Here is a 23,273-nt window from a genome sequence, read left to right as displayed (position 1 = left end):
CCGTACTCGCCTAAATTTCAGTTATTCATAATTACTGGCTGTCAGTTAAGTTTCTTGTGAGTAGTTAATTGCTAAATAAATTTATAAAGATGATCCGTTTGACGCCTTTATCTGGAGGTTAGCGATACATTGTGCGAAATCAATCAAGCAAGCAGATGTCATCATGTTATAATTTATTTAATAGAAATTGATAGGAGGTATTCCCGTGCAAAGTCAAAGCCGTGAAGGCAACCGCGTTTCACGTCGGTTCTTTGTTATCTTGTTTGTTTTTTCGTTGTTGGTTTCGGCTTTGGCATTCACATCAAGCAAAGCTGCAACCACGAGTGCTGACAAAAGTATTCCGATGATAGGATTGAAGGGCAACGATGCGACGATTACCGACATGAATGGCCATGACGTCACCAATGAGCCTAAACTTTCCAAAGACTTCATCTACACCCTTAATTACCATTGGCGCGTGCCCGACCAAACTGTTGTTGCAGCAGGCGATACGGCAAAAGTTAGCTTACCGGCCACGGTCGTCATTCAAACCGATCTTAGTTTTCCAGTGAAAGATCCCAAAACAGGCGCCGTTATCGGCAAATTTTCCGCTAAAGCAGGCAGCCAAACAGCGCTTTTGACGTTCACCGACTTCTTCAGTCATTCCACTGTAGAGCGAACTGGCACTTTAACCTTTACTGCCCAAGGTACATATGATGACCATGAGCATCATCAAGTCGGCTGGTATATTGCTAAATCAGGATGGGCAGTCCTGCCGCCCGCTAATGCTTCAGCAGCTGAAAAAGCTCAGTATGTCGATAGCCTTGGCCGACCTAAAATTCTGCAGTGGGAAATTACCGTCAATCCCCAAATGGTCCAAGTTAACCACCTAGTTCTCAATGACACCCTTGGCAGTGGTCAAACTTTTGACGCCACTCGAAAAATCCAAGTTCAAACTGGCAGCTATTCCCAAGGTGCTTTCCACCAAAACGGCACCATGAACCCGGATTATCAAATTAAAGGAAACCAAATTAAAATTGAACTAGGTAATATCGACCGAACCATTAAGATTGATTTATGGACAAATCCAAGTCCGGCAAGTTTTGCTCAAACGACAACGTGGACAAACCAAGTATCTGCAGAAGCTCAGAATCAAGGCAGTGGCTTGCCGACAGATGCAAAAGGCAAAATCGTGTGGACAGATAATGGCAGCGGTAACGGTAAGGTTGGTCAAGTCACACTAATCAAACGTGATCAAGATCATCCCAAAAAGGTGTTAACGGGTGCGGTTTTTGCTCTTTACCGCGCCAACCACACCTTGGTTCGCGCAAACCTAACAACCGATGCCCAAGGTCAGCTAACCATTCGTCAATTATTGGCCGGTAGCTATTACTTCGTTGAGACAAAAGCACCTAATGGCTACGAGCGCAATCAAACGCCGTTACCCTTTACAATTAATACCCAACATCCGCAAGTCACCATTCAAGTAAACGACCGAGCTTCTGCAACCCCGCCACCGGTCAAACCTTCGACATCATCGATGCCTTCTGCGTCTGCAAGCAAGCCGTCTGAATCAGGTTCAAGGCTCCCATCCACATCATCAAAACCTTCCACATCGGTAAGTGATTCTTCTAATTCAAGTTCCAAGCTGCCCGCTACCTCGTCAGAGTCCTCTACATCGGTAAGCAGTTCTTCTACCTTAAGACCGAAGCACCCGTCAACATCGTCACAGCCTACTACATCCATAAGTGATTCTTCTAATTCAAGTGCCGAACTGCTATCCAAATCTAACAACCAGCCCGGAGGCATGAATCATTCTCAAAATCAGCGTCATCTGCCGGACACTGGCGAACGCCTGGAAATCGCCGCCGCCATGTTAGGTAGCTTTCTAACATTAATTGGAGTTGTTCTGTTCGTTAAAGTCCGCAAGTAAATTGAACTAAGCAGTAAATTGCCATGATGACATAATGAGGCTGTTATCATGGCTTTTATGCGTCTCCCAACCACGGACATATATGAAGACGGTTTAGATCAGTTGCCAATCAATGCATCACCGCTAAATGAATACCGCCGAATCATGAAACGGTTTTGGTCTCGTTTTTTTAAAGCAGACAAAATCAGAGCAAAAAAAGAAACCCGAAATGCTATCAAATCAGCATTTCGGGTTTCTTGTGGAAAGTATGTAGAGACAACAAAACGGAGAGTAGTCAGAAAAGTATTCTGCAAATCCTTACATAACAAGAGTTCTAACACTTTTAAAAGTCTAACCGCAGTCACATGAGTTTTGTTAGATTGCTTTTTGGACTGTGACTACGTTAGCGGCTACGGTCGAGGGTGTTATCATACATATTCATGTAATTTCAAAACAACAAAAAAGCCGTCATACTAGGATTTTGACCTAACATGATGGCATAATGATTACCATTTCCGGAGAGTAAGGGATTCGAACCCTTGATACAGGTAAAACCCGTATACATGGTTTCCAACCATGCTCCTTCAGCCTCTCGGACAACTCTCCATAAAAAACTCCGGTTGTCAGGCTCGAACTGACGACAACCTGATTAACAGTCAGGTGCTCTACCAACTGAGCTAAACCGGAATAAACAGCGTGGCAGCTTCCTACCCTCGCAGGCAGTTTCCCACCAACTACTCTCGGCGTGAAGAAGCTTAACTTCTGTGTTCGGCATGGGAACAGGTGTATCCTTCTTGCTATCGCCACCACACTTATGAGAACTTTGCGCTCTCAAAACTGGCTATCATTGTTGCTTGTTTGCTTTGCTGAGAATCGGCGTATTTCATCGAAACGCGTTCGCAGTCGCAGAAGCCTGCGTGTAAGGACCCTGAGTCCATTGGCCAAAACCCGGCCAACGAACTCAGGCCCGCTTATGCTCCGGTTTCTAAGCGCTCCTGCTCACGCTCTACTTGGTTAAGTCCTCGACCGATTAGTACTGGTCCGCTCCATGCATCGCTGCACTTCCACTTCCAGCCTATCTACCTGATCATCTCTCAGGGGTCTTACTTCCATATAGGAATGGGAAATCTCATCTCGAGGAGGGCTTCACACTTAGATGCTTTCAGCGTTTATCCCTTCCGTTCATAGCTACCCAGCGATGCGCCTGGCGGCACAACTGGTACACCAGCGGAACGTCCATCCCGGTCCTCTCGTACTAAGGACAGCTCCTCTCAAATTTCCTGCGCCCGCGACGGATAGGGACCGAACTGTCTCACGACGTTCTGAACCCAGCTCGCGTACCGCTTTAATGGGCGAACAGCCCAACCCTTGGGACCGACTACAGCCCCAGGATGCGATGAGCCGACATCGAGGTGCCAAACCTCCCCGTCGATGTGGACTCTTGGGGGAGATAAGCCTGTTATCCCCAGGGTAGCTTTTATCCGTTGAGCGATGGCCCTTCCATACGGAACCACCGGATCACTAAGCCCGACTTTCGTCCCTGCTCGACTTGTCAGTCTCGCAGTCAAGCTCCCTTCTACCTTTACACTCTGCGAATGATTTCCAACCATTCTGAGGGAACCTTTGGGCGCCTCCGTTACATTTTAGGAGGCGACCGCCCCAGTCAAACTGCCTACCTGACACTGTCTCCCGCCACGATCAGTGGCGCGGGTTAGAGTGTTCATACAGCTAGGGTAGTATCCCACCAACGCCTCCATCGAAACTAGCGTTCCGATCTCTACGGCTCCTACCTATCCTGTACAAGCGGTACCAACACTCAATATCAAGCTACAGTAAAGCTCCATGGGGTCTTTCCGTCCTGTCGCGGGTAACCCGCATCTTCACGGGTACTATAATTTCACCGAGTCTCTCGTTGAGACAGTGCCCAAATCATTACGCCTTTCGTGCGGGTCGGAACTTACCCGACAAGGAATTTCGCTACCTTAGGACCGTTATAGTTACGGCCGCCGTTTACTGGGGCTTCAATTCTGGGCTTCGCTTGCGCTAACTCATCCTCTTAACCTTCCAGCACCGGGCAGGCGTCAGCCCCTATACATCATCTTTCGATTTAGCAGAGACCTGTGTTTTTGATAAACAGTTGTTTGGGCCTATTCACTGCGGCTGACCTTGCGGTCAGCACCCCTTCTTCCGAAGTTACGGGGTCATTTTGCCGAGTTCCTTAACGAGAGTTCGCTCGCTCACCTGAGGATACTCTCCTCGACTACCTGTGTCGGTTTGCGGTACGGCTAGTTTATTTCTCACTAGAAGCTTTTCTTGGCAGTGTGACATCAGGAACTTCGCTACTTTAATTTCGCTCCCCATCACCGCTTGTCCTTATGGTCGCAAGCATTTCACTCGCCACCAGACTTGCGGCTTGGACGCACTTTTCCAGCCGTGCGCTTTCCTTAGCCTCCTGCGTCCCTCCATCGCTTAAACAAAATAAACTAGTGCAGGAATCTCAACCTGCTTGTCATCGACTACGCCTTGCGGCCTCGCCTTAGATCCCGACTAACCCTGGGAGGACGAGCCTTCCCCAGGAAACCTTAGTCATACGGTGGATCAGATTCTCACTGATCTTTCGCTACTCATGCCGGCATTCTCACTTCTAAGCGCTCCAGCCGTCCTCACGATCGACCTTCAACGCCCTTAGAACGCTCTCCTACCGCGCACCCTTACGGGTGCACCCACAGTTTCGGTATTATGCTTAGCCCCGGTATATTTTCGGCGCAGTGCCACTCGACTAGTGAGCTATTACGCACTCTTTAAATGGTGGCTGCTTCTGAGCCAACATCCTAGTTGTCTGTGCAACGCCACATCCTTTTCCACTTAGCATAAATTTAGGGACCTTAACTGGTGATCTGGGCTGTTCCCCTTTCGACAATGGACCTTATCGCTCACTGTCTGACTCCCGGAGTAAGATCGATGGTATTCGGAGTTTATCTGAATTCAGTAACCCTTGATGGGCCCCTAGTTCAAACAGTGCTCTACCTCCATGATCCATCCTCCGAGGCTAACCCTAAAGCTATTTCGGAGAGAACCAGCTATCTCCAAGTTCGTTTGGAATTTCACCGCTACCCACAACTCATCCCAGCATTTTTCAACATACATGGGTTCGGTCCTCCAGTGTGTTTCACCACACCTTCAACCTGGTCATGGGTAGGTCACTTGGTTTCGGGTCTACATCTGCCTACTCATTCGCCCTGTTCAGACTCGCTTTCGCTCCGGCTCCGACTTTTCATCTTAACCTCGCAGGCAAACGTAACTCGCCGGTTCATTCTACAAAAGGCACGCCATTACCCCTTAACGGGCTTTGACTAATTGTAGGCACACGGTTTCAGGAACTGTTTCACTCCCCTTCCGGGGTGCTTTTCACCTTTCCCTCACGGTACTGGTTCACTATCGGTCACTAGGGAGTATTTAGCCTTGGGAGATGGTCCTCCCGGATTCCGACGGAATTTCACGTGTTCCGCCGTACTCAGGATCCTGGACGGAGAGTCCGCCGTTTCGCTTACAGGGCTTTCACCTTCTATGGCGCAGCTTTCCAGCTGACTTCGACTACGTCGAACTTTGGTAACTCCAATGTCCAGTCCTACAACCCCGAGAAGCAAGCTTCTCGGTTTGGGCTCTTCCCACTTCGCTCGCCGCTACTATGGGAATCGAGTTTTCTTTCTCTTCCTGCGGGTACTGAGATGTTTCAGTTCCCCGCGTCTGCCGCCGACAAGCTATGAATTCACTTGCAGGCAATACACTGCTGTGTACTGGGTTCCCCCATTCGGAAATCTCCGGATCAAAGCTTACTTATAGCTCCCCGAAGCATATCGGTATTAGTTCCGTCCTTCATCGGCTCCTAGTGCCAAGGCATCCACCGTGCGCCCTTTGTAACTTAACCTGTACTGACTTGCGTCAGCGGTTATGCGATGCGAATTTCTAAATTAGAAACTCATACAAATACGCTGTGTTCTCGGCAATTTAAAGCATTTACAACAATGATATCCAGTTTTCAAAGAACAAAGTCGCACCCGCTAGGGTGCTTGAGGGTCGTCCCCTCAAAACTAAACAAAGTTTCGTGTGTGCAGGTTTCCGTCAGACTTAATGTCTGTTTCCTTAGAAAGGAGGTGATCCAGCCGCAGGTTCTCCTACGGCTACCTTGTTACGACTTCACCCTAATCATTTGTCCCACCTTAGACGGCTCGCTCCCTAAAAGGGTTACGCCACCGGCTTCGGGTGTTACAAACTCTCATGGTGTGACGGGCGGTGTGTACAAGGCCCGGGAACGTATTCACCGCGGCGTGCTGATCCGCGATTACTAGCGATTCCGACTTCGTGTAGGCGAGTTGCAGCCTACAGTCCGAACTGAGAATGGCTTTAAGAGATTAGCTTGACCTCGCGGTCTCGCAACTCGTTGTACCATCCATTGTAGCACGTGTGTAGCCCAGGTCATAAGGGGCATGATGATTTGACGTCATCCCCACCTTCCTCCGGTTTGTCACCGGCAGTCTTACTAGAGTGCCCAACTGAATGCTGGCAACTAGTCATAAGGGTTGCGCTCGTTGCGGGACTTAACCCAACATCTCACGACACGAGCTGACGACAACCATGCACCACCTGTCATTTTGCCCCCGAAGGGGAAACCTGATCTCTCAGGTGATCAAAAGATGTCAAGACCTAGTAAGGTTCTTCGCGTTGCTTCGAATTAAACCACATGCTCCACCGCTTGTGCGGGCCCCCGTCAATTCCTTTGAGTTTCAACCTTGCGGTCGTACTCCCCAGGCGGAATGCTTAATGCGTTAGCTGCGGCACTGAAGGGCGGAAACCCTCCAACACCTAGCATTCATCGTTTACGGCATGGACTACCAGGGTATCTAATCCTGTTCGCTACCCATGCTTTCGAGCCTCAGCGTCAGTTACAGACCAGACAGCCGCCTTCGCCACTGGTGTTCTTCCATATATCTACGCATTTCACCGCTACACATGGAGTTCCACTGTCCTCTTCTGCACTCAAGTTTCCCAGTTTCCGATGCGCTTCCTCGGTTAAGCCGAGGGCTTTCACATCAGACTTAAAAAACCGCCTGCGCTCGCTTTACGCCCAATAAATCCGGATAACGCTTGCCACCTACGTATTACCGCGGCTGCTGGCACGTAGTTAGCCGTGGCTTTCTGGTTGGATACCGTCACGCCGACAACAGTTACTCTGCCGACCATTCTTCTCCAACAACAGAGTTTTACGACCCGAAAGCCTTCTTCACTCACGCGGCGTTGCTCCATCAGACTTGCGTCCATTGTGGAAGATTCCCTACTGCTGCCTCCCGTAGGAGTTTGGGCCGTGTCTCAGTCCCAATGTGGCCGATCAACCTCTCAGTTCGGCTACGTATCATGGCCTTGGTGAGCCGTTACCTCACCAACTAGCTAATACGCCGCGGGTCCATCCAAAAGCGATAGCTTACGCCATCTTTCAGCCAAGAACCATGCGGTTCTTGGATTTATGCGGTATTAGCATCTGTTTCCAAATGTTGTCCCCCACTTAAGGGCAGGTTACCCACGTGTTACTCACCCGTCCGCCACTCGTTTTAAGTTGAATCACGATGCAAGCACCGTTCATCGACCAAAACTCGTTCGACTTGCATGTATTAGGCACGCCGCCAGCGTTCATCCTGAGCCAGGATCAAACTCTCATATAAATATGAGCTGTTCGAATAGCTCGATTTGTTGTTCTAGCGAATTGACTTCGCAAATGTTACTTTTTGCCTCGATACCGAAGTATCAAGGACCCTGCACATTTAAACGAAACTTTGTTCAGTTTTCAAAGGACGATCTTGCCAAAAGACAACTTTGATAGATTATCATGCCAACAAACGAGTGTCAACACTTTTTATTAATCAGCTTCACAACAAGGTTATGAAGCAACTTCTATCTCTTTCCAAAAAAGAAAGTTCGGTTTTTGACAGCAATAATATAATACCAGTAACCTCGACAGCACGCAAGCATTTTTCTCAAAATGCTTGCACAAATCATTGCCATAAAATAGCTATCGAAAATGAAACCTACGCGTTCATCCACAGTTTTTCGCGCAAAATCAAAAAGTGCGGCAATCAGGCTAGACCTGAAAACCGCATAAACTGAAATAGCTTAACTTTTTCGACGCGAATTATTGTTCACTTTGTATGCTGCTTTGCTGGCTTCATACCCAATTTAACCTGGCAATCAGGACAAATACCGTAGACTTCAAGATGATGGCCGCTCACCTTAAATCCAGTTTCTTTAGCCGCAACCGCTTCAACGTCTGTCACTCCTGGGTAGGTAAAGTCAAAAATCTTACCACAATTTGTACAGATCGCATGGTAGTGCGGTTCAATTGGAAAATCAAAATGTGTTGCCGCATCATTGGAAGACATTTCTTCAACTAGATTAAGGTCCACCAACAGACGCAAATTGTTATACACCGTGGAAACACTCATATGCGGAAATTGCGGTGAAAGCTTTGCATAAATCATCTCGGCTGTCGGATGTGCAGTGCTGTCGATCATGTATGAAATGATCGCTTCACGCTGTGGTGTGACCCGAATCTGCTTTGCTTTGAGCAAGTTAATTGTCTTGTTATAAACTGCCTGATTCATCGCCAACCTCCTAATTATAAACATTATCATCTAGTAAAATTGTACGCCTTTTTCTAATGTAGCACAACCTTTACTTACAAAAGTTTAGAATTTCTCAGTACTAGATACTTAAGATTCACGCATGAATTTGTGTACACCAAAACGGATTATCCCTCAGCGACAACCCTGATACATCTAATTTGGCCAAGGGCTTTGATCATATTGTCACCTTTACACATTACAAAGCGCCCCTATGAAGACAGGCTGTCAATTGAAAAAAGCAGCGCCTCAGTGGGCACTGCTAAACCATAATCATCGTGACTACTTTGAGTCATCGCTGCTATCGTCATCACTACTGCTTTTAAGTTCGGGCGCATCGGTTTTGTATTCATCCACCGTAGACTTACCCTTATTTTGCGCCTTCAGACTCGTACCGTCTTTTTGGGCAGCTTTGAGCTTCTTTTTCGTATCGGTTAACTTATACGAAAAGTCACTGCGATCGACTTTTTTAAAGCCGCTTGGCGTATAGAATCGGAGAAGGTCACCGTTAATCACGCGATCTGACAAGGAAAGTTCAGTCGTCACGCGGTTGGTAGCCGCATCAACTGTCTTTTTCTGACTGGCTGATAGTTTGCTGATCTTCTTGCCAGTGCTGGTGTTAAAGTACTGACTTCCCACCTTGGTAAAGTCAGGCGTCACAAAATCCCCGTTTCTGAATGCAACTGTTTGTGGATGGTTGGGCGACAGCAAATCAGAACCAAATTGAACAGTGTTGTTATCCTTGACACCAAGTAAATTCAAAATGGTCGGCAACGCATCGATTTCCCCACCGTACGTGTGATTAATGCCGCCTTTGAGTCCTGGCATATGGATCATAAACGGCACCCGTTGATACATGGCATTGTTATAGTCATTAAAGCCGGAGATGTTGGTTAACTTAGCCATCGCCTTCTTATGGTTGTTGGAAATCCCATAATGGTCGCCATATAGCACAATCATTGACTTATCATACAATCCGGTTTCTTTTAACCAATTGAAAAATTCACCCATGGCTTCGTCAAGATAGCGCGCTGTCTGCACATACCCGTCTACCGTGTCATCGCCTGTATCGGTTTTACTGATCGTTTGGTTGGCCTTATCCAGAGTATACGGATAATGGTTGGTAACCGTGATCATTTTGGCATAAAACGGCTGCGGTAGCTGTTCAATGTATTGAGCCGAATCTTTAAGGAAGATCTTATCTTTCAGACCATAGCCCACGTCATAATTCTTACCGCTTGAGAAGTAATTCTTCGAGAAGAAGTAATCATACCCCCAAGACTTATACGTATTATCGCGATTCCAAAAGCTTGGTACATCCCCGTGGAATGAAGCGGTCGTGTAGCCATGCTGATCCAAAATAGCCGGAGCTGCCTGGAACGTGTTGGTCGTGCCATCTGTCACCATAGCTGCGCCTTCAGGTAAACCAAATAATGAGTTCTCCATCATCATTTCGGCATCCGCGGTTTTACCTTGGCCGACTTGATTAAAGAAGTTATCAAACGATAAAGTATCAGATTCGTGATACAACTTATTCAAGTTTGGTGTGACTTCCTGGCCATCCCATTTGAAGTCGATCATAAACTGCTGCAGGCTCTCCAGGTGGATGATGAAAACATTTTTACCTTTTGCCACACCCGTGTATTCCGCATTTGGGGCGACGCGATTTTTGTTTAAGTAATTCAGTACTGACTTAACATCGCTCGAATCGGCATTAGCTTTGGTGGCGCTGTTTTTAGCTGTCTTAACGCCATCGACGACCGTGTAAGCATTCAGGCCGAGATACTTGACGATATAGTTGTTATCAAAAGTCCGGGTCAGCAAACCAGAACGATCGCTGTAGGCCATCGCCAAGTTGGCGCCAAACATCAATACCGCCAGCAACGAAACACCGAGAGCAAACCGTTTTTTGATCGGGCGAATATCCATGCGAATCACTTTAAACGCCAGCAATAAAATCAAAATGATTACATCAACAAAAACCAGGAAATCCGTTGGTTGAACAATCCCCATGATCCCTTTGTTTAAGTTATTGGAAACTGCTCCCGATCCTTTGATCAACGCAAACGTCAAGAAGTCTGAGAATTCCCGATAATAAAGCACATTGGCAAAAAGCCAAACAGACGTCAATGCATCAATCACCAGCATCGTGACATACGATTTTCGTCCGGACATATATAAAGCAATGCCAAAAAGAAAAAGCGTTGTCGGGATGGGATTAATCGCCAAAATCAGATGTTGAAAGCTGCCGGTGACTCCCAAGTTAAATTTGGCTTGATATGCCCAGTACGTCTTTGCCCAGAATAAGACAATGGCAAGGGCCAAAAAGCCGAGTCTTGTATTGAAAAAACCTCGAAGTTTAGTGCCGATCTGGTTCATTTGGAGCCTCCAAGTCATTGTTTAATGTCAAAAGTATAGCACATTCGCTAGGATAACCGCTTGTTTCTCAAAAGACAAATGTTCACCGTTGATTAAAGCTTAATTATGGGCAATCTTAAAGAAGCCTTAAAATGGGACGTCCGGATATCGTGGAGAACGAGCGTTGTATTATTTGCGGTGCGTGTCATGCGAAGCTCTGCTTTCCATAGAGCTGTTCACCGGCACAGAAGTCTGCATTGTAAGGACCTTGGTCGCAGTGGTCAATGATTTCTTACTGGGGATTGTTCTATTAGAGGCAAAAAGCTAATTGATTTTCGCTTTCTATAACGCGTTCGCAGTCGCAGAAATCTACGTGTAAGGACCTCAAGCCTAAATGGCAAAACCCAGCCATTTAGGCTTGAGGCCACTTACACTCCGATTTCTAAGCGCTCCTGCTCACGCTCACATAAAAAAGAGGCCAACCCTTTCAAGTCCGCCTCGTTCAGCACTCAGACTTAAGCCTGGTCGCTGTCGTTAGTATCATTAGTGTCCTCGTCTTCATCAAAATCCATCAGATCATAGATTTCCATGGCCGCAAGATCGATGTTGTCAAACTGGAAAGTCTGGTGCGTTCCAAGTTCTTCAAGTTCATAAGTTTCGGTCTTGGGATCGTATGTCACGAGGCCCTTTTCATCACCATTTTTTTCGAAGCGGCGTGACTGTGTCTCGCCGTCGCCTGTCTGCATGGCTTCGAGGCGTTTGATGATGGCCACGAGCTGTGATTGTTTCATAAAATGGCCTCCTAATTTTTCCTATTTCAAGAAATAGCTTAGCATAAACCGCCGCCTCTGTGGGAGAAATATCACTTCAAATTGCAGTTTTATCCGCTTTGATAACGTTGCGCGACGACGGGTAAATGGACTATGCTATTTGCAACCTACATATAAGGAGCGCGCGTATGACATTGCAACCACTAAATGAACAATTACCGGCGATTGAGGTCAGTGAAATCCGGCAATTTGATGAAAGTGTCAGTAAAATTCCCGGCATTTTGAAATTGACCTTGGGTGAGCCTGATTTTAACACACCAGAACACGTTAAACAGGCGGGTATCGCGGCCATTCAGGAAAACTATTCCCATTACACCGGCATGGTCGGTGATCCTGAATTACGGGCAGCGGCCCAGCATTTTTTCAAAACTAAGTACGGAACGGATTATGATGCCGCGGATGAAATCCTGGTGACCGTGGGCGCGACTGAAGCCTTGGCAACGGCAATTACCACGATTAGCGATCCAGGTGATGCAATCCTGGTTCCCTCCCCCATTTACCCCGGCTACATTCCGCTTTTGACTTTGAATCATGTGACCCCGATTTATATCGACACCAGCAAAACTGATTTTGTATTGACGCCGGAGCTCATCGAGGCCACCATTGCTGCCAACCCTGATGCCAAAATTAAGGGTATCATCCTGAATTATCCTAGCAATCCAACCGGCGTGACCTACCACGCTGCCGAAGTTAAGGCCATCGCCTCGATCGCCGAAGCACACGACCTTTATATTATTTGTGACGAAATTTATTCTGAGTTAACTTATGACGCTACCCATATTTCAATGGGGCGTTACGCTTACGATCGGACATTCGTCGTCAACGGCTTATCTAAATCCCACGCCATGACCGGCTGGCGCATCGGTTTCCTGATGGGCCCGCGTCACTTAATCGCTGAAGCCAAAAAGGTGCACCAGTATCTCGTTACTGCCGCAACTACCATTGCGCAACGTGCCGGCATCGAAGCTCTGACTAAGGGGGCAGACGATGCCCAGGTCATGAAGGCAGCCTATATCAAACGGCGCGATTTTGTTTATGCCGCCCTTATTCAAATGGGCTTTGAAGTGGCCCGCCCTGATGGTGCCTTTTACCTTTTTGCCAAAATTCCTGAACGGCTTCATATGCATTCGCGTGAATTTACCCAAGCACTAGCCAATGAACAAAAGCTGGCGCTGATTTCCGGAACAGCATTCGGCCCGGGTGGTGAAGGCTACATCCGTATCAGTTATGCCGCTTCAATGGACGACCTTAAAGAAGCGGTCAAACGGCTGCGCGCTTTCATTGCCAGCCGAACTGACTGATTTCTCCAAAATAGACTTCCTGAGTACAGCAACTTAAAAAAGTGACGTTCGCGACCAGACTGCCTCCAAATGGTCGCGAACGTCACTTTTAATTTGTCTGAATCTTTACGCACAAACCGCAGCGCAAGACCTGATGCTCAGGAAATCTTATCCGACTTTTTGGGTGGTAAGGCCATCGCAATGATGCCGCAAATCATGCCGAGATAATAAGTTAAAAAACGCCACAATAACATCCCTAAGACCAACTTGGATGGCGAGGCAACATACGTCGCAAACAGCGTCTTAAAGCTGTATTCCGCACCGCCAGCACCACCGGGAATCGGAAACAGGCTCACGATCATGACGATCATGACGTGCAGAACAATCACCTCAACAATGCTGACGTGATTAACCCCGAGTGCCAGAAGAACAAAATACGGCACCGCATAATAAAGTAACAGCTGCACCAACGTCAGTAAACAAGCCTTGATCACGCGCACTTTTTCCCGCTTCAAATGCAGACTTTCCGCATAAAACGTATCGATTTTATGATCAAGATCGGTCTGCATCGCCAGTTTTCTTTCCGGCTTCACAAACCAGCCAACCGGCACCATGATGAGTCTGACCAGCCGCTTGGTAAATTTGTAATAGTACATCACCATCAACAAACCGACAATCACGATGACATGAATGACAAAGCCAAACACAATAAATAAAGCCAGCGCGCCGAAATGTCTGGAAACCTGATCAAATCCGATGACCAACGTTAAGATGAAATTGATCAGGACCATAAATTGATAGACGACAAATTTCATCAAAAGCACCGAGCTCGCACGACCCGCCTCAACGCCGCTTTGCATCAACGCAAATAACTGAGCCGGCTGACCACCGGAAGCCATTGGCGTAATCGCGTTGAATAGCTGCTCGACAAGTGGCACCCGCAGCGCTGTCTTAAAATCCAGTGTATCCGTCCCGTTCTTGATAAAAATCTGGACGACAAACGTTTCGACAATCCATGAGCCGAACATGAGCAAAAAGGCCACCAGCAACCACTTTAGATCAAGTGATAATAACTCGTGCACCAGCTTGGCGCCATTCAAATCACGCGCTTCGTAAATAAAAATGCCGGCGCCAATCAGAACCATGATTAGGACGGCCAGTTTGTTCTTCCGTGTCATATAACTCCTCGGCTATTGCTTCCCTAACGCGGCTTGCTTTACGTAGAAATCGTGCCAGATCTTTTCAAGGCGGCTTTCCGCATAAACCTGCGCTGCCTGATGACTTTTAGCCGCATAAGTTGCCAACAGCTCCCGGTCATCCGCCAAGGCCCGAATCCGCGCCTGCATATCATCGACATCAACCGCGGTAATAGCATAAGGGGTGATGATCTGCTGGTAAAGCTCAAGATCACGTACCATAACCGGCGTATCGGTTGCAAAAGCTTCAAGCACCGACATCGGAAACAGTTCTTCAAAGGATGGCAAAAGAAACAGATCCGCCATGTTATAGTAATCAATCATGGTTTCCCGCGGCATAATACCGGTAAAGTCCAGATTAGCCGGCGCATTGGCGACTGCCTGCTTAAGCCGTTCATAGCCTTCAGTGATCCGACCAAATGAAAATCCACCCGCCCATACGAACCGAAAGTCAGGATTCTGTTGGGCCAACTTGATAAAATCACCGACGCCTTTCCGATCCTGCACCTGACCGGCACCAAAAATCACAAAGTCATCGGGTTTAAACCCATTTGCATGCCGCAATGCCTGCCGTTTCTCGGCTGACACCGGATGAAACGTCCGCTGCGAAACAAAATTCGGAATATACGTCACTTTGTCGGGACTGATCCCATAAGCTTCCAATTTCGGAATGAAATTGGGATTGACCACGACCAATTCATCCATCCGCTTATAAAAGGCAAGCGTATATTTATCAAGCGTCCACCGCGCAACTCGCGGCAACTTTAAGCTGGCATCCAACGTGCTGGGAACAAAATGAACAAATCCGATTTTTCGACCTCGTTTTTTGGAAAAGGTTGAGGCGTAAAACTTAGGATCAATTGTATGATAATGGCTAATGTCACTGCGCGTATAACGATTCACATTGATTTGAAACTCATTGGCAAAGTCATGCTTGAGCAGCCCCATTAATTCTGTGTAAACTGCCCCCACGCCTTGCCCCGCCACTTTATTAGCGGACGAAAACATGTTAATAACGATCATAGTTAGCCTTTCATGGTCCGTTTACTCGTACTTTCATCGGTCCATGGCGCAGATTCATCAGCTTCATTAGGCGAATAATGACTGATAACATCACGATAGAAATCAAGCACGCGATCCCCGAAACGATCCGCAGAAATGGCAGCTAGTTTTTCAGCACGCGGTTTAGGGTCATCATAAGCGTTAGGATGACGCAGATAATTCACAACTTGATGAACCATTTCCGCTTCGGTTGAAAAAGTGGTTCCAAGCGCAGGATCGTCGAGTAAATGATCGGTGTAATCGCCTGACAAAGCCACCACTTTTCGATCTGCCGCCATGGCTTCAATGTAGGTTAACCCCTGGGACTCCGAATCACTTGCCGACACAAAAACATCGCCAACCCGGTAATAATCACCCACATCATCATGATTGATTTCACCGGTGAATTGCACATGATCGGCAATTCCTAACTCGGAGGCCTGTGTCTCCAGATCTTCTCGCGCTGGACCGTCACCGACAATTAAAAGAACAGCATTAGGGATCTGCGCCAAAATGGCCGGCATCGCACTGATCACCTTGTCGATCCGCTTCTCATAAGCAACCCGACTGAGTGAGATCAAGACCGGTACATCAGCTAGACCCAGCTTTTCACGAAGATGCGGATCTTTTTGCTCGGCAAATTGGGTTAAGTCAACTCCGGTCGGTATGATCTTAATCTGCGTTTTGACACCATAGCGCCGTAACGTGTCGTAAACCCGTTCAGACGGCGCAATCACGCCACTGACATGATAAAGAAAGGCACGCGTAAATTGTTTCACATGATACGGCTTTAGCAGATGACCATTTAAAACATAGTGCAGGTAATCTTCATACATCGTGTGATAAGTATGGATGGTTGGAATCTTTAATTGCTTCGCCACAAACTTGCCGATGTAACCCATTGAAAACTCGGTTTGCGTGTGGACAATATCCAAGTTTAATTCCTTTGCTACGGCATAGGCATGAAACAATCCACGGACAGCAATTCGCCGATCGGTAAAGGACACGAATGGCACACTCGTAAAACGGAATAAGTTGGGCTCGACAGCATCATCTGGCACATGTGGATCGGTGGTCGTAAAAATATAAACCTGATGACCTTTGCGTTCTAGATCGTCCTTCAAGGTCTTGATGGACGTCGCGACACCGCTGACTTGCGGAAAGTAGCTATCTGTAAAAATCCCGATATTCACCTGATCCCCTCCAGACGTCATTTGTTTAGTATAAGTATAAAGATAGGCTTAGCTAAATGCAATTTTCTCACAAACCTTTAGAATTATCTTACCTTGCCGTCAAATTAACCTCATCAGGCAAAAGTCGTAAGTTTTTTCCCAGTCGTTTTGTAAGCATTGTTGAAGCCAGGCCTTTTATAAACTATCTTCTCCGTTCGCTATCCATAACATTTTTAATAATAGCCAACAAAGCAATCATCTTTTAGCCGTCTGCTCGGCATGGGTGCTGTCATCAGATGGCGGCATTTTAACCTTGGCATTGACCCGCCGTGCTCTGCGGAAATACTTGGAAAAAATGTGGCTGTTGATTCCCCAGAAGTAGAAAACAATCGCACCTATCACAATCACCACAAAGTCCATGGGATAGTGAATCCAGTTTAAACCATTAAACTCACGACTGCCAATTAAGGAAATGACCGACAGGAAGATCAGGTAGCCGATCATCCACGCGGACGCTTTCAGCTGTTGCCATGTCGAACGCCAGCCCGAACGCCATTCATAAAATAAATACAGTGGAATGCCTAAGAAGATGACGCCGATGACTTCCACTGTCGTTGGCCACTTCGCCCAATATGCTGCCAGTGAAGTTAACACAAACGCCAAGGGTGCCATGAAACGCAATCTGGCTGACTTAACCGGTCGCTTAAAGTCAGGTGCCATGTCGCGTAATGAGATAACCGTAACCGGACCAGTCAGATAAGCGATCAGCGTAGCCGTCGAAATGACGCTTGCCAGTGTTCCCCAAGACGGGAAAATCGAGACCATGACCATACTCAAGACTGCATTGACTACCATTGCGACTCGCGGCGTTCCGTATTTTTCGTCAATTTTACCGATGAATTTAGGAATATGGTTGTTCCCGACCATGGCCTGAAGTGCGCGCCCTGATGAAGCGACAAACGAGACGCCGGTACCAAATGGCGACACAAAGGCATCCATATAAAGCAAAACGGATAACCAGTGAATTCCTAATAAAATGGCCAGATCAGCAAATGGTGAATTGAGATTCAATCCTTTCCACCCGTGCGTTGCCAACATGTTCGGCGAGATCGTCGTAATGAAGACACTTTGCAGCAAAATATAGATCACCCCGCTGATTAACAGCGAGATGCCGATGCCGCGTCCGATGTTTTTCTGCGGGCGTTTAACATCGCTGCCCATATTGATCACGGTCTGGAACGCATTAAACGAGAAAATAATCCCTGATACCGATGTTGCCGCAAAAATCGGTGCGCTCCCATATGGCATCAAGGTGGCAAACGAGTGTCCATAATTTTCGGGATGGAAGCTCGACATTGCCAGCAAAATAATCGTCAGCAGCGGCACCCCGATTTTAAAAATCGAAATGAAGCTGGTAAACCGCGTCAACAGCGTGACTGACCAGTAATTAAGCAATGTGAAAATAATAATAAACGCAAAGACGACTAGCAAGCCCTCCGGCGTTATCTTGCCTGCCTTTAAAAAGCCGCGAGTAAAGCCCGCCCATTGCCACGGCCACGACGCCATATACTGCACGGCCGCCACAGCTTCGATCGGCAGCAAGGTGACCAGCGAAATCCAGTTGGCCCATGATGCGATGAAACCGACCAGCGAACCATGTGAATACTGGGCAAATTTGCTCATCCCGCCAGACTCAGGAAACATGGTCCCCAGTTCGACATAGTTATAAGCGATGACCCCAATGATGACGCCACCAATGATCCAGGAAAAAATCGCAGCTGGTCCGGCAACTGCGGCTGCTTCCCATGATCCAAAAAGCCAGCCGGAACCGATCAACGAACCAAGCGCCAGCATGACTAATTGAAATAGACCAATTTTATTATCTTTTCCTTTAGAAGCGATAATATGAACCCTCCTTATAAAATGACTTTTATAATTTAACGCAGATTTCTCCATATGTAAAATAACCTGACTCGTAGGATGGCGCCACAAACAAAGTCATGGGACTGGTGGCGCGTGCCTGAGATTTTTTGGGGTCTTTGCAGAAATCAATCATTCTTGTCACCTGAAACGAAAAATAGAAACGATCTGTCCTCACATACCGGTTTTATTTTGGCAATCGTTAATGTGGGATTTAGTTGAAGCTTCAATTGCGGGATCTCATTTAAAAAAGTTGTCACTTCGGCATTAAATACGCACGCTCTCATTTTTTCGCGAAAAAATAAGAAAATAATGTTATTAATTTTGCATTTTCAAAAGTGCTATCTGTTCTCCTTTTCGCGAGCATACAAGTGATTAAATGGTATAACTGAACAATTGTTCGCTATTCAATTGCAAACGTTTTATTGTAGAATAATCTTGTCATTACAGGGTAATACTGCTAGTTAATCGGAGGGAGGAGGCGATATGAAACAAGTAGAAATAGAACTCATACGTGAAGCTGTAAACGATTCGGCAGCATTTGGCAAACTGTTCGCTCAGTATCGGCCATTGGTGTTGACGGTTTTAAAACCTTACCATCTCAGAGACTTTTCATACGACGATTGGATGCAGGAGGCCCGGATTGCGATGCTTAAAGCCGTTGTTCGCTATGACGGCAGCAGCGGCTCACAGTTTGGCCCCTACTATCGGATGGTTTTAAAATCCCACCTGCGCTCGGTGTTGCGCAAACACTTTGCCCATAAACGCCGCATTGACGCCAACGCTATTCCGGTCAATGACACGTCACTCGAGTCCTTGCATGATCGACTGGCAATTCGCTCAGTCGAAGACGGACTGCTAATGCGCGTCGAATTCTTACAGTTTCTGGAAAGTTTGTCACCCTTGGAATATGAGGCATTTGAGGCGGCCATTCTATATCCGTCCAAAAAGCCCATGCTTGATCGGCATCGACGCGCGTTGGAACGCGCTCGCGCGAAGATTCTGAAGTTCTCGCGGGAAGACGAGTAACAAGAACTCCAAAAAGCTCCCCGGGATTGCTGAAACGCCACAACTGCCTTACCATGGCCGTTAACGACGGACACGGTAAGGCAGTTTTGCGTGATATGAATTTATTTAGCTAAAAACCGGGCTACGAGCCGGCATTTAGCTTAGAAGTGCTTTTATCTTCAACTTTCTGGAATCCTGTGAGTGGCCATAGTCTCATTCCGTTAAAGCGACCACCCGTTTAGGGATTTGGGACAACAAACACAAAAAACTAACCCACAACTTTTAAGCAAGCCATACGCATCAATCCAGCCAAGTTGGAGTGTCAAATCCTTGTAAAACTTGCCACTTTAAAAAAAACTTTATCTATTCAGTATTGAAACAGTCCAGCTCACGCCGAAATCTCTTCGAATCAGCCTACCAAGCCAGTTGGACACACGTAAAGATCAATTCCGAAGAGTCGATTTTTGGCGTCATTATTGATATGATCAATAGAAGGCAACAAGTTATGGAAAAGCAACAGCGACAGGCCTCAAGATGTGTGCTGCAAAAGACAGCGCGTCTCACATGCACTCAGAAAACCTGGTGACACAAAAAACACTAACATGAGCGCATGTCCATCACATCTACAGAAGGTACCTGTTAATTAGATGACATTGAAAAAGCCTGAGGCCGCATTCACACGTCCACAGTGATGAATGACTAACGCTGCCATACACTTCTTATTTATGACTGCTTGGCATTCCTCTTTTCAAAACAGAACCAAAATATTGAGCAGTCAATTTCCACGCAGAAATGGAGGAAATCAAAATGGATATCGTTATTGTTATCGGTGGTGCGCTATTTGTCTTAGGCATGTTGATCGCAGCCGTAAACACGCGCATTGATTATGGATTCTTCACCCACTATCGAAGTGTCAACCGCGGCGTTAATTTGATCGCGATACTGCTCATCATCATCGGTTTAGGGATCGTCATTCTTAAATTCATGGCAAATGGACAGTAAGCCTGTCTCATACCCAATAAATCGGAAAATAAAGCCCAAAGTTCCTTATGCGCACCGAAAAGTACCACTCAGACCACACCATGAGCCTATTCACCAGAAAAAGCTGGGGCAAATGACAAAAATCAAACAGCGAACAGTAAATTCGAAAACGGTTCATGAATGAAAGATGATCGGCATTTGGCACAGAAATTACCAGATAGCCGATCATTTTTTTAGACCCCTCACCTATTTCAAGGTACAAAAAAAGCCCCACTATAGGGGCAAGTCTACCGGTGATCGGGGTCGAACCGATACTCCATTGCTGGAACGGGATTTTGAATCCCGCGCGTCTGCCAATTCCGCCACACCGGCATAATGTAAAATGGCACTCTCTTGCTGGGCGTTAACCGCAAGATAAGGCGGTGATCGGAATCGAACCGACGATCAAGGTTTTGCAGACCCATGCCTTACCGCTTGGCTACACCGCCATATTCATCAAGTTAAGCGCGTTTCTCCTATGGCAGTTGGAGAAAATTGGGGTAGCTGGATTCGAACCAGCGCATGACGGAGTCAAAGTCCGTTGCCTTACCGCTTGGCTATACCCCAGTAAAAGGGCGGTATGTGGGGATCGAACCCACGTATGCCGGTGCCACAAACCGGTGTGTTAACCGCTTCACCAATACCGCCATGATAAGCAGGGATAGTAGGAGTTGAACCCACACTGACGGTTTTGGAGACCGTAGTTCTACCATTAAACTATATCCCTATAAATGGAGGAGATAGGATTCGAACCTATGAACCCGAAGGAGCGGATTTACAGTCCGCCGCGTTTAGCCTCTTCGCTACTCCTCCATAATGGCGCGGGACGGAATCGAACCGCCGACACATGCAGCTTCAATGCATTGCTCTACCGACTGAGCTACCGAGCCATTTAGATCGCTTTTATGAAGTTGATGTTCCCCTCAATTAGAGGGGGACGGTTCCAACGGGACTCGAACCCGTGATCTCCTGCGTGACAGGCAGGCGTCCTAACCAACTAGACCATGGAACCATGTAATTGCGGGAGCAGGATTTGAACCTGCGACCTTCGGGTTATGAGCCCGACGAGCTACCGAACTGCTCCATCCCGCGATAATAATAAAGGAGAATGAGGGATTCGAACCCTCGCGTGGACTTACGCCCACCTGACGGTTTTCAAGACCGTTCCCTTCAGCCAGACTTGGGTAATTCTCCATCTAACCATGACCCGTACGGGATTTGAACCCATGTTACCGCCGTGAAAGGGCGGTGTCTTAACCACTTGACCAACGGGCCACAACGGAGAAGGAGGGATTTGAACCCTCGCACCAGTTTCCCGGTCTACACCCTTAGCAGGGGCGCCTCTTCAGCCACTTGAGTACTTCTCCATGTGCAATATAAAATTAATGGAACAATGGGCCTAGGTGGACTTGAACCACCGACCTCACGCTTATCAAGCGTGCGCTCTAACCAACTGAGCTATAGGCCCATATCATAATCGCAGCGGGTGACGAGAATCGAACTCGCGACAACAGCTTGGAAGGCTGTGGTTTTACCACTAAACTACACCCGCATAAGGGTGATTATGAAATGGCGCGGGACAGAATCGAACTGCCGACACATGCAGCTTCAATGCATTGCTCTACCGACTGAGCTACCGAGCCGCAAACGGTCCCAACGGGACTCGAACCCGTGATCTCCTGCGTGACAGGCAGGCGTCCTAACCAACTAGACCATGGAACCATGTAATTGCGGGAGCAGGATTTGAACCTGCGACCTTCGGGTTATGAGCCCGACGAGCTACCGAACTGCTCCATCCCGCGATAACAGTAACAAATCGATTATACCGAACAGTGACCACCCTGTAAAGATGGACCTTGTAGGGCTCGAACCTACGACCGGACGGTTATGAGCCGTCTGCTCTAACCAACTGAGCTAAAGGTCCAAGCTCAATCGCGGCGGGGGGGATCGAACCCTCGACCTCCCGGGTATGAACCGGACGCTCTAGCCAGCTGAGCTACACCGCGAAAAAACCATATGGACTGGCGTCCAATCGGGAAAACAGGATTCGAACCTGCGACCCCCTGGTCCCAAACCAGGTGCTCTACCAAGCTGAGCTATTTCCCGTCCAATGCACCCAGTAGGAGTCGAACCTACAACCTTCTGATTCGTAGTCAGACACTCTATCCAGTTGCGCTATGGGTGCAAATCATGATAATACCGAGGAATCTTTCGACCAAACGCACCCTCGGCACTGCGTTTGGAAAGCGGAAGACGGGATTCGAACCCGCGACCCCCACCATGGCAAGGTGATGTTCTACCACTGAACTACTTCCGCATGAAACAAGATGCTTATCAAATTATTGGTGCCATGCCGACTAAAGGATTCGAACCTTCGACCCCCTGTTTACAAGACAGATGCTCTACCAACTGAGCTAAGTCGGCAAAAATATCGACTTGAGCCGCCATTTAAAACCAATAATTCTCTGAGCCGTGACAGGCTCGAACTGTCGACCCACTGATTAAAAGTCAGTTGCTCTACCAACTGAGCTAACGGCTCAATGGAGGATACAGGGCTCGAACCTGTGACCCTCTGCTTGTAAGGCAGACGCTCTCCCAACTGAGCTAATCCTCCATATGTAAGCGTGGCAGCTTCCTACCCTCGCAGGCAGTTTCCCACCAACTACTCTCGGCGTGAAGAAGCTTAACTTCTGTGTTCGGCATGGGAACAGGTGTATCCTTCTTGCTATCGCCACCACACTTATGAGAACTTTGCGCTCTCAAAACTGGCTATCATTGTTGCTTGTTTGCTTTGCTGAGAATCGGCGTATTTCATCGAAACGCGTTCGCAGTCGCAGAAGCCTGCGTGTAAGGACCCTGAGTCCATTGGCCAAAACCCGGCCAACG

11 protein-coding genes, 27 tRNA genes and 4 rRNA genes are annotated in these 23,273 nt (G+C 47.5%); 4 read left to right on the top strand and 38 right to left on the bottom strand.

Translation table 11 applies throughout. The annotated features are described in order from the left end of the window. The first annotated feature begins 205 nt into the window (after positions 1 to 205). On the top strand, positions 206 to 1,912 hold the full coding sequence (locus LACZS1_RS04045) for a SpaA isopeptide-forming pilin-related protein (RefSeq protein WP_070650274.1): 1,707 nt from the start codon (positions 206 to 208) through the stop codon (positions 1,910 to 1,912). Positions 1,913 to 2,407: 495 nt separating this feature from the next. Here LACZS1_RS04045 and LACZS1_RS04040 read toward each other — a convergent pair. The 8 genes from LACZS1_RS04040 to LACZS1_RS04005 all read right to left on the bottom strand — a co-directional run bounded on the left by LACZS1_RS04040 (position 2,408) and on the right by LACZS1_RS04005 (position 11,711). After that, positions 2,408 to 2,497 (bottom strand) — tRNA-Ser (locus tag LACZS1_RS04040). 8 nt (positions 2,498 to 2,505) lie between these two features. Beyond that, positions 2,506 to 2,578, bottom strand: a tRNA-Asn gene (locus tag LACZS1_RS04035). Positions 2,579 to 2,585: 7 nt separating this feature from the next. Further along, positions 2,586 to 2,702, bottom strand: a 5S ribosomal RNA gene (gene rrf, locus LACZS1_RS04030). A 199-nt stretch (positions 2,703 to 2,901) separates the two neighbouring features. Next, positions 2,902 to 5,819, bottom strand: a 23S ribosomal RNA gene (locus LACZS1_RS04025). A gap of 219 nt (positions 5,820 to 6,038) precedes the next feature. Beyond that, positions 6,039 to 7,608: ribosomal RNA gene (locus LACZS1_RS04020) — 16S ribosomal RNA — on the bottom strand. The 16S, 23S and 5S rRNA genes sit together here with 2 tRNA genes alongside, the layout of an rRNA operon. 474 nt (positions 7,609 to 8,082) lie before the next feature. Next, positions 8,083 to 8,544, bottom strand: a complete 462-nt coding sequence (locus LACZS1_RS04015) for a Fur family transcriptional regulator (protein ID WP_070651103.1) — start codon at positions 8,542 to 8,544, stop codon at positions 8,083 to 8,085. Between the two features lie 300 nt (positions 8,545 to 8,844). Next, positions 8,845 to 10,941 carry an LTA synthase family protein gene (locus LACZS1_RS04010; protein ID WP_070651101.1) on the bottom strand — a complete coding sequence of 699 codons (2,097 nt, stop codon included), beginning with the start codon at positions 10,939 to 10,941 and terminating at the stop codon, positions 8,845 to 8,847. A 494-nt stretch (positions 10,942 to 11,435) separates the two neighbouring features. Beyond that, positions 11,436 to 11,711: a YkuJ family protein gene (locus LACZS1_RS04005; protein ID WP_010493839.1), complete on the bottom strand. Its 276-nt coding sequence runs from the start codon at positions 11,709 to 11,711 to the stop codon at positions 11,436 to 11,438. Positions 11,712 to 11,878: 167 nt separating this feature from the next. Here LACZS1_RS04005 and LACZS1_RS04000 point away from each other — a divergent pair, with 167 nt between their 5' ends. After that, positions 11,879 to 13,051: a pyridoxal phosphate-dependent aminotransferase gene (locus LACZS1_RS04000; RefSeq protein WP_070651099.1), complete on the top strand. Its 1,173-nt coding sequence runs from the start codon at positions 11,879 to 11,881 to the stop codon at positions 13,049 to 13,051. A 137-nt stretch (positions 13,052 to 13,188) separates the two neighbouring features. On the opposite strand, the gene LACZS1_RS03995 is transcribed toward LACZS1_RS04000, so the two are convergent. The 4 genes from LACZS1_RS03995 to LACZS1_RS03980 all read right to left on the bottom strand — a co-directional run bounded on the left by LACZS1_RS03995 (position 13,189) and on the right by LACZS1_RS03980 (position 18,395). Then, positions 13,189 to 14,208 carry a lysylphosphatidylglycerol synthase transmembrane domain-containing protein gene (locus LACZS1_RS03995; protein ID WP_010493841.1) on the bottom strand — a complete coding sequence of 340 codons (1,020 nt, stop codon included), beginning with the start codon at positions 14,206 to 14,208 and terminating at the stop codon, positions 13,189 to 13,191. A gap of 12 nt (positions 14,209 to 14,220) precedes the next feature. Then, positions 14,221 to 15,249 carry a glycosyltransferase family 4 protein gene (locus tag LACZS1_RS03990; RefSeq protein WP_070651097.1) on the bottom strand — a complete coding sequence of 343 codons (1,029 nt, stop codon included), beginning with the start codon at positions 15,247 to 15,249 and terminating at the stop codon, positions 14,221 to 14,223. A gap of 2 nt (positions 15,250 to 15,251) precedes the next feature. After that, complete coding sequence (locus LACZS1_RS03985; protein ID WP_070651094.1) at positions 15,252 to 16,460, bottom strand: glycosyltransferase family 4 protein; 1,209 nt, start codon at positions 16,458 to 16,460, stop codon at positions 15,252 to 15,254. 234 nt (positions 16,461 to 16,694) lie between these two features. Further along, positions 16,695 to 18,395 (bottom strand): APC family permease, encoded by a 1,701-nt coding sequence (locus LACZS1_RS03980; protein WP_083311593.1) that lies wholly within the window; start codon positions 18,393 to 18,395, stop codon positions 16,695 to 16,697. Positions 18,396 to 18,845: 450 nt separating this feature from the next. Here LACZS1_RS03980 and LACZS1_RS03975 point away from each other — a divergent pair, with 450 nt between their 5' ends. Together LACZS1_RS03975 and LACZS1_RS03970 are read left to right on the top strand one after the other, a co-directional pair. Further along, positions 18,846 to 19,388, top strand: a complete 543-nt coding sequence (locus LACZS1_RS03975) for a sigma-70 family RNA polymerase sigma factor (protein WP_010493845.1) — start codon at positions 18,846 to 18,848, stop codon at positions 19,386 to 19,388. 786 nt (positions 19,389 to 20,174) lie between these two features. Further along, complete coding sequence (locus LACZS1_RS03970) at positions 20,175 to 20,369, top strand: hypothetical protein (RefSeq protein ID WP_025013782.1); 195 nt, start codon at positions 20,175 to 20,177, stop codon at positions 20,367 to 20,369. A gap of 267 nt (positions 20,370 to 20,636) precedes the next feature. Here LACZS1_RS03970 and LACZS1_RS03965 read toward each other — a convergent pair. From LACZS1_RS03965 to rrf (LACZS1_RS03840), 26 genes are all read right to left on the bottom strand, one after another. Next, positions 20,637 to 20,720, bottom strand: a tRNA-Leu gene (locus tag LACZS1_RS03965). A 45-nt stretch (positions 20,721 to 20,765) separates the two neighbouring features. After that, positions 20,766 to 20,836 (bottom strand) — tRNA-Cys (locus tag LACZS1_RS03960). A gap of 46 nt (positions 20,837 to 20,882) precedes the next feature. Next, positions 20,883 to 20,954: transfer RNA gene (locus LACZS1_RS03955), tRNA-Gln, on the bottom strand. Between the two features lie 7 nt (positions 20,955 to 20,961). Next, positions 20,962 to 21,034 (bottom strand) — tRNA-His (locus tag LACZS1_RS03950). Positions 21,035 to 21,043: 9 nt separating this feature from the next. Beyond that, positions 21,044 to 21,114: transfer RNA gene (locus LACZS1_RS03945), tRNA-Trp, on the bottom strand. A 5-nt stretch (positions 21,115 to 21,119) separates the two neighbouring features. Next, positions 21,120 to 21,200: transfer RNA gene (locus LACZS1_RS03940), tRNA-Tyr, on the bottom strand. A 4-nt stretch (positions 21,201 to 21,204) separates the two neighbouring features. Continuing rightward, positions 21,205 to 21,277 (bottom strand) — tRNA-Phe (locus tag LACZS1_RS03935). 48 nt (positions 21,278 to 21,325) lie between these two features. After that, a tRNA-Asp gene (locus tag LACZS1_RS03930) sits at positions 21,326 to 21,399 on the bottom strand. A 6-nt stretch (positions 21,400 to 21,405) separates the two neighbouring features. Continuing rightward, a tRNA-Met gene (locus tag LACZS1_RS03925) sits at positions 21,406 to 21,479 on the bottom strand. 10 nt (positions 21,480 to 21,489) lie between these two features. After that, a tRNA-Ser gene (locus LACZS1_RS03920) sits at positions 21,490 to 21,581 on the bottom strand. A gap of 9 nt (positions 21,582 to 21,590) precedes the next feature. Continuing rightward, a tRNA-Glu gene (locus tag LACZS1_RS03915) sits at positions 21,591 to 21,662 on the bottom strand. Positions 21,663 to 21,666: 4 nt separating this feature from the next. After that, positions 21,667 to 21,754: transfer RNA gene (locus tag LACZS1_RS03910), tRNA-Ser, on the bottom strand. A 27-nt stretch (positions 21,755 to 21,781) separates the two neighbouring features. Further along, positions 21,782 to 21,855, bottom strand: a tRNA-Ile gene (locus tag LACZS1_RS03905). A 13-nt stretch (positions 21,856 to 21,868) separates the two neighbouring features. Further along, a tRNA-Gly gene (locus LACZS1_RS03900) sits at positions 21,869 to 21,939 on the bottom strand. Positions 21,940 to 21,957: 18 nt separating this feature from the next. Further along, a tRNA-Phe gene (locus LACZS1_RS03895) sits at positions 21,958 to 22,030 on the bottom strand. Between the two features lie 5 nt (positions 22,031 to 22,035). Continuing rightward, positions 22,036 to 22,109 (bottom strand) — tRNA-Asp (locus tag LACZS1_RS03890). A 6-nt stretch (positions 22,110 to 22,115) separates the two neighbouring features. Next, positions 22,116 to 22,189 (bottom strand) — tRNA-Met (locus tag LACZS1_RS03885). A 48-nt stretch (positions 22,190 to 22,237) separates the two neighbouring features. Beyond that, positions 22,238 to 22,311: transfer RNA gene (locus LACZS1_RS03880), tRNA-Ile, on the bottom strand. Between the two features lie 8 nt (positions 22,312 to 22,319). Further along, a tRNA-Met gene (locus tag LACZS1_RS03875) sits at positions 22,320 to 22,393 on the bottom strand. A 26-nt stretch (positions 22,394 to 22,419) separates the two neighbouring features. Further along, positions 22,420 to 22,493 (bottom strand) — tRNA-Pro (locus LACZS1_RS03870). Positions 22,494 to 22,498: 5 nt separating this feature from the next. Further along, positions 22,499 to 22,572 (bottom strand) — tRNA-Arg (locus LACZS1_RS03865). Between the two features lie 60 nt (positions 22,573 to 22,632). After that, positions 22,633 to 22,704, bottom strand: a tRNA-Gly gene (locus tag LACZS1_RS03860). A gap of 34 nt (positions 22,705 to 22,738) precedes the next feature. Then, a tRNA-Thr gene (locus LACZS1_RS03855) sits at positions 22,739 to 22,811 on the bottom strand. 42 nt (positions 22,812 to 22,853) lie between these two features. After that, positions 22,854 to 22,926, bottom strand: a tRNA-Lys gene (locus LACZS1_RS03850). Positions 22,927 to 22,928: 2 nt separating this feature from the next. Continuing rightward, positions 22,929 to 23,001: transfer RNA gene (locus LACZS1_RS03845), tRNA-Val, on the bottom strand. A gap of 8 nt (positions 23,002 to 23,009) precedes the next feature. Continuing rightward, a 5S ribosomal RNA gene (gene rrf, locus LACZS1_RS03840) occupies positions 23,010 to 23,126 on the bottom strand. Positions 23,127 to 23,273: the final 147 nt, after the last annotated feature.

Origin of the sequence: Lacticaseibacillus zeae subsp. silagei (assembly GCF_030770335.1) — a bacterium.
Taxonomy (GTDB): Bacteria; Bacillota; Bacilli; order Lactobacillales; family Lactobacillaceae; genus Lacticaseibacillus; species Lacticaseibacillus zeae.
The sequence above is the reverse complement of the archived record's forward strand: the minus strand, read 5'-3'. Positions and strand labels throughout refer to the sequence as shown.

Excerpts from the sequence above, each read along its gene's own strand:
- LACZS1_RS03990 (WP_070651097.1), bottom strand. The coding sequence starts at position 15,249 with ATGATCGTTATTAACATGTTTTCGTCCGCTAATAAAGTGGCGGGGCAA.
- LACZS1_RS04015 (WP_070651103.1), bottom strand. The coding sequence starts at position 8,544 with ATGAATCAGGCAGTTTATAACAAGACAATTAACTTGCTCAAAGCAAAG.
- LACZS1_RS03995 (WP_010493841.1), bottom strand. The coding sequence starts at position 14,208 with ATGACACGGAAGAACAAACTGGCCGTCCTAATCATGGTTCTGATTGGC.
- LACZS1_RS04000 (WP_070651099.1), top strand. The coding sequence starts at position 11,879 with ATGACATTGCAACCACTAAATGAACAATTACCGGCGATTGAGGTCAGT.
- LACZS1_RS04010 (WP_070651101.1), bottom strand. The coding sequence starts at position 10,941 with ATGAACCAGATCGGCACTAAACTTCGAGGTTTTTTCAATACAAGACTC.
- LACZS1_RS03980 (WP_083311593.1), bottom strand. The coding sequence starts at position 18,395 with ATGGAGAAATCTGCGTTAAATTATAAAAGTCATTTTATAAGGAGGGTT.
- LACZS1_RS04005 (WP_010493839.1), bottom strand. The coding sequence starts at position 11,711 with ATGAAACAATCACAGCTCGTGGCCATCATCAAACGCCTCGAAGCCATG.
- LACZS1_RS03975 (WP_010493845.1), top strand. The coding sequence starts at position 18,846 with ATGAAACAAGTAGAAATAGAACTCATACGTGAAGCTGTAAACGATTCG.
- LACZS1_RS03970 (WP_025013782.1), top strand. The coding sequence starts at position 20,175 with ATGGATATCGTTATTGTTATCGGTGGTGCGCTATTTGTCTTAGGCATG.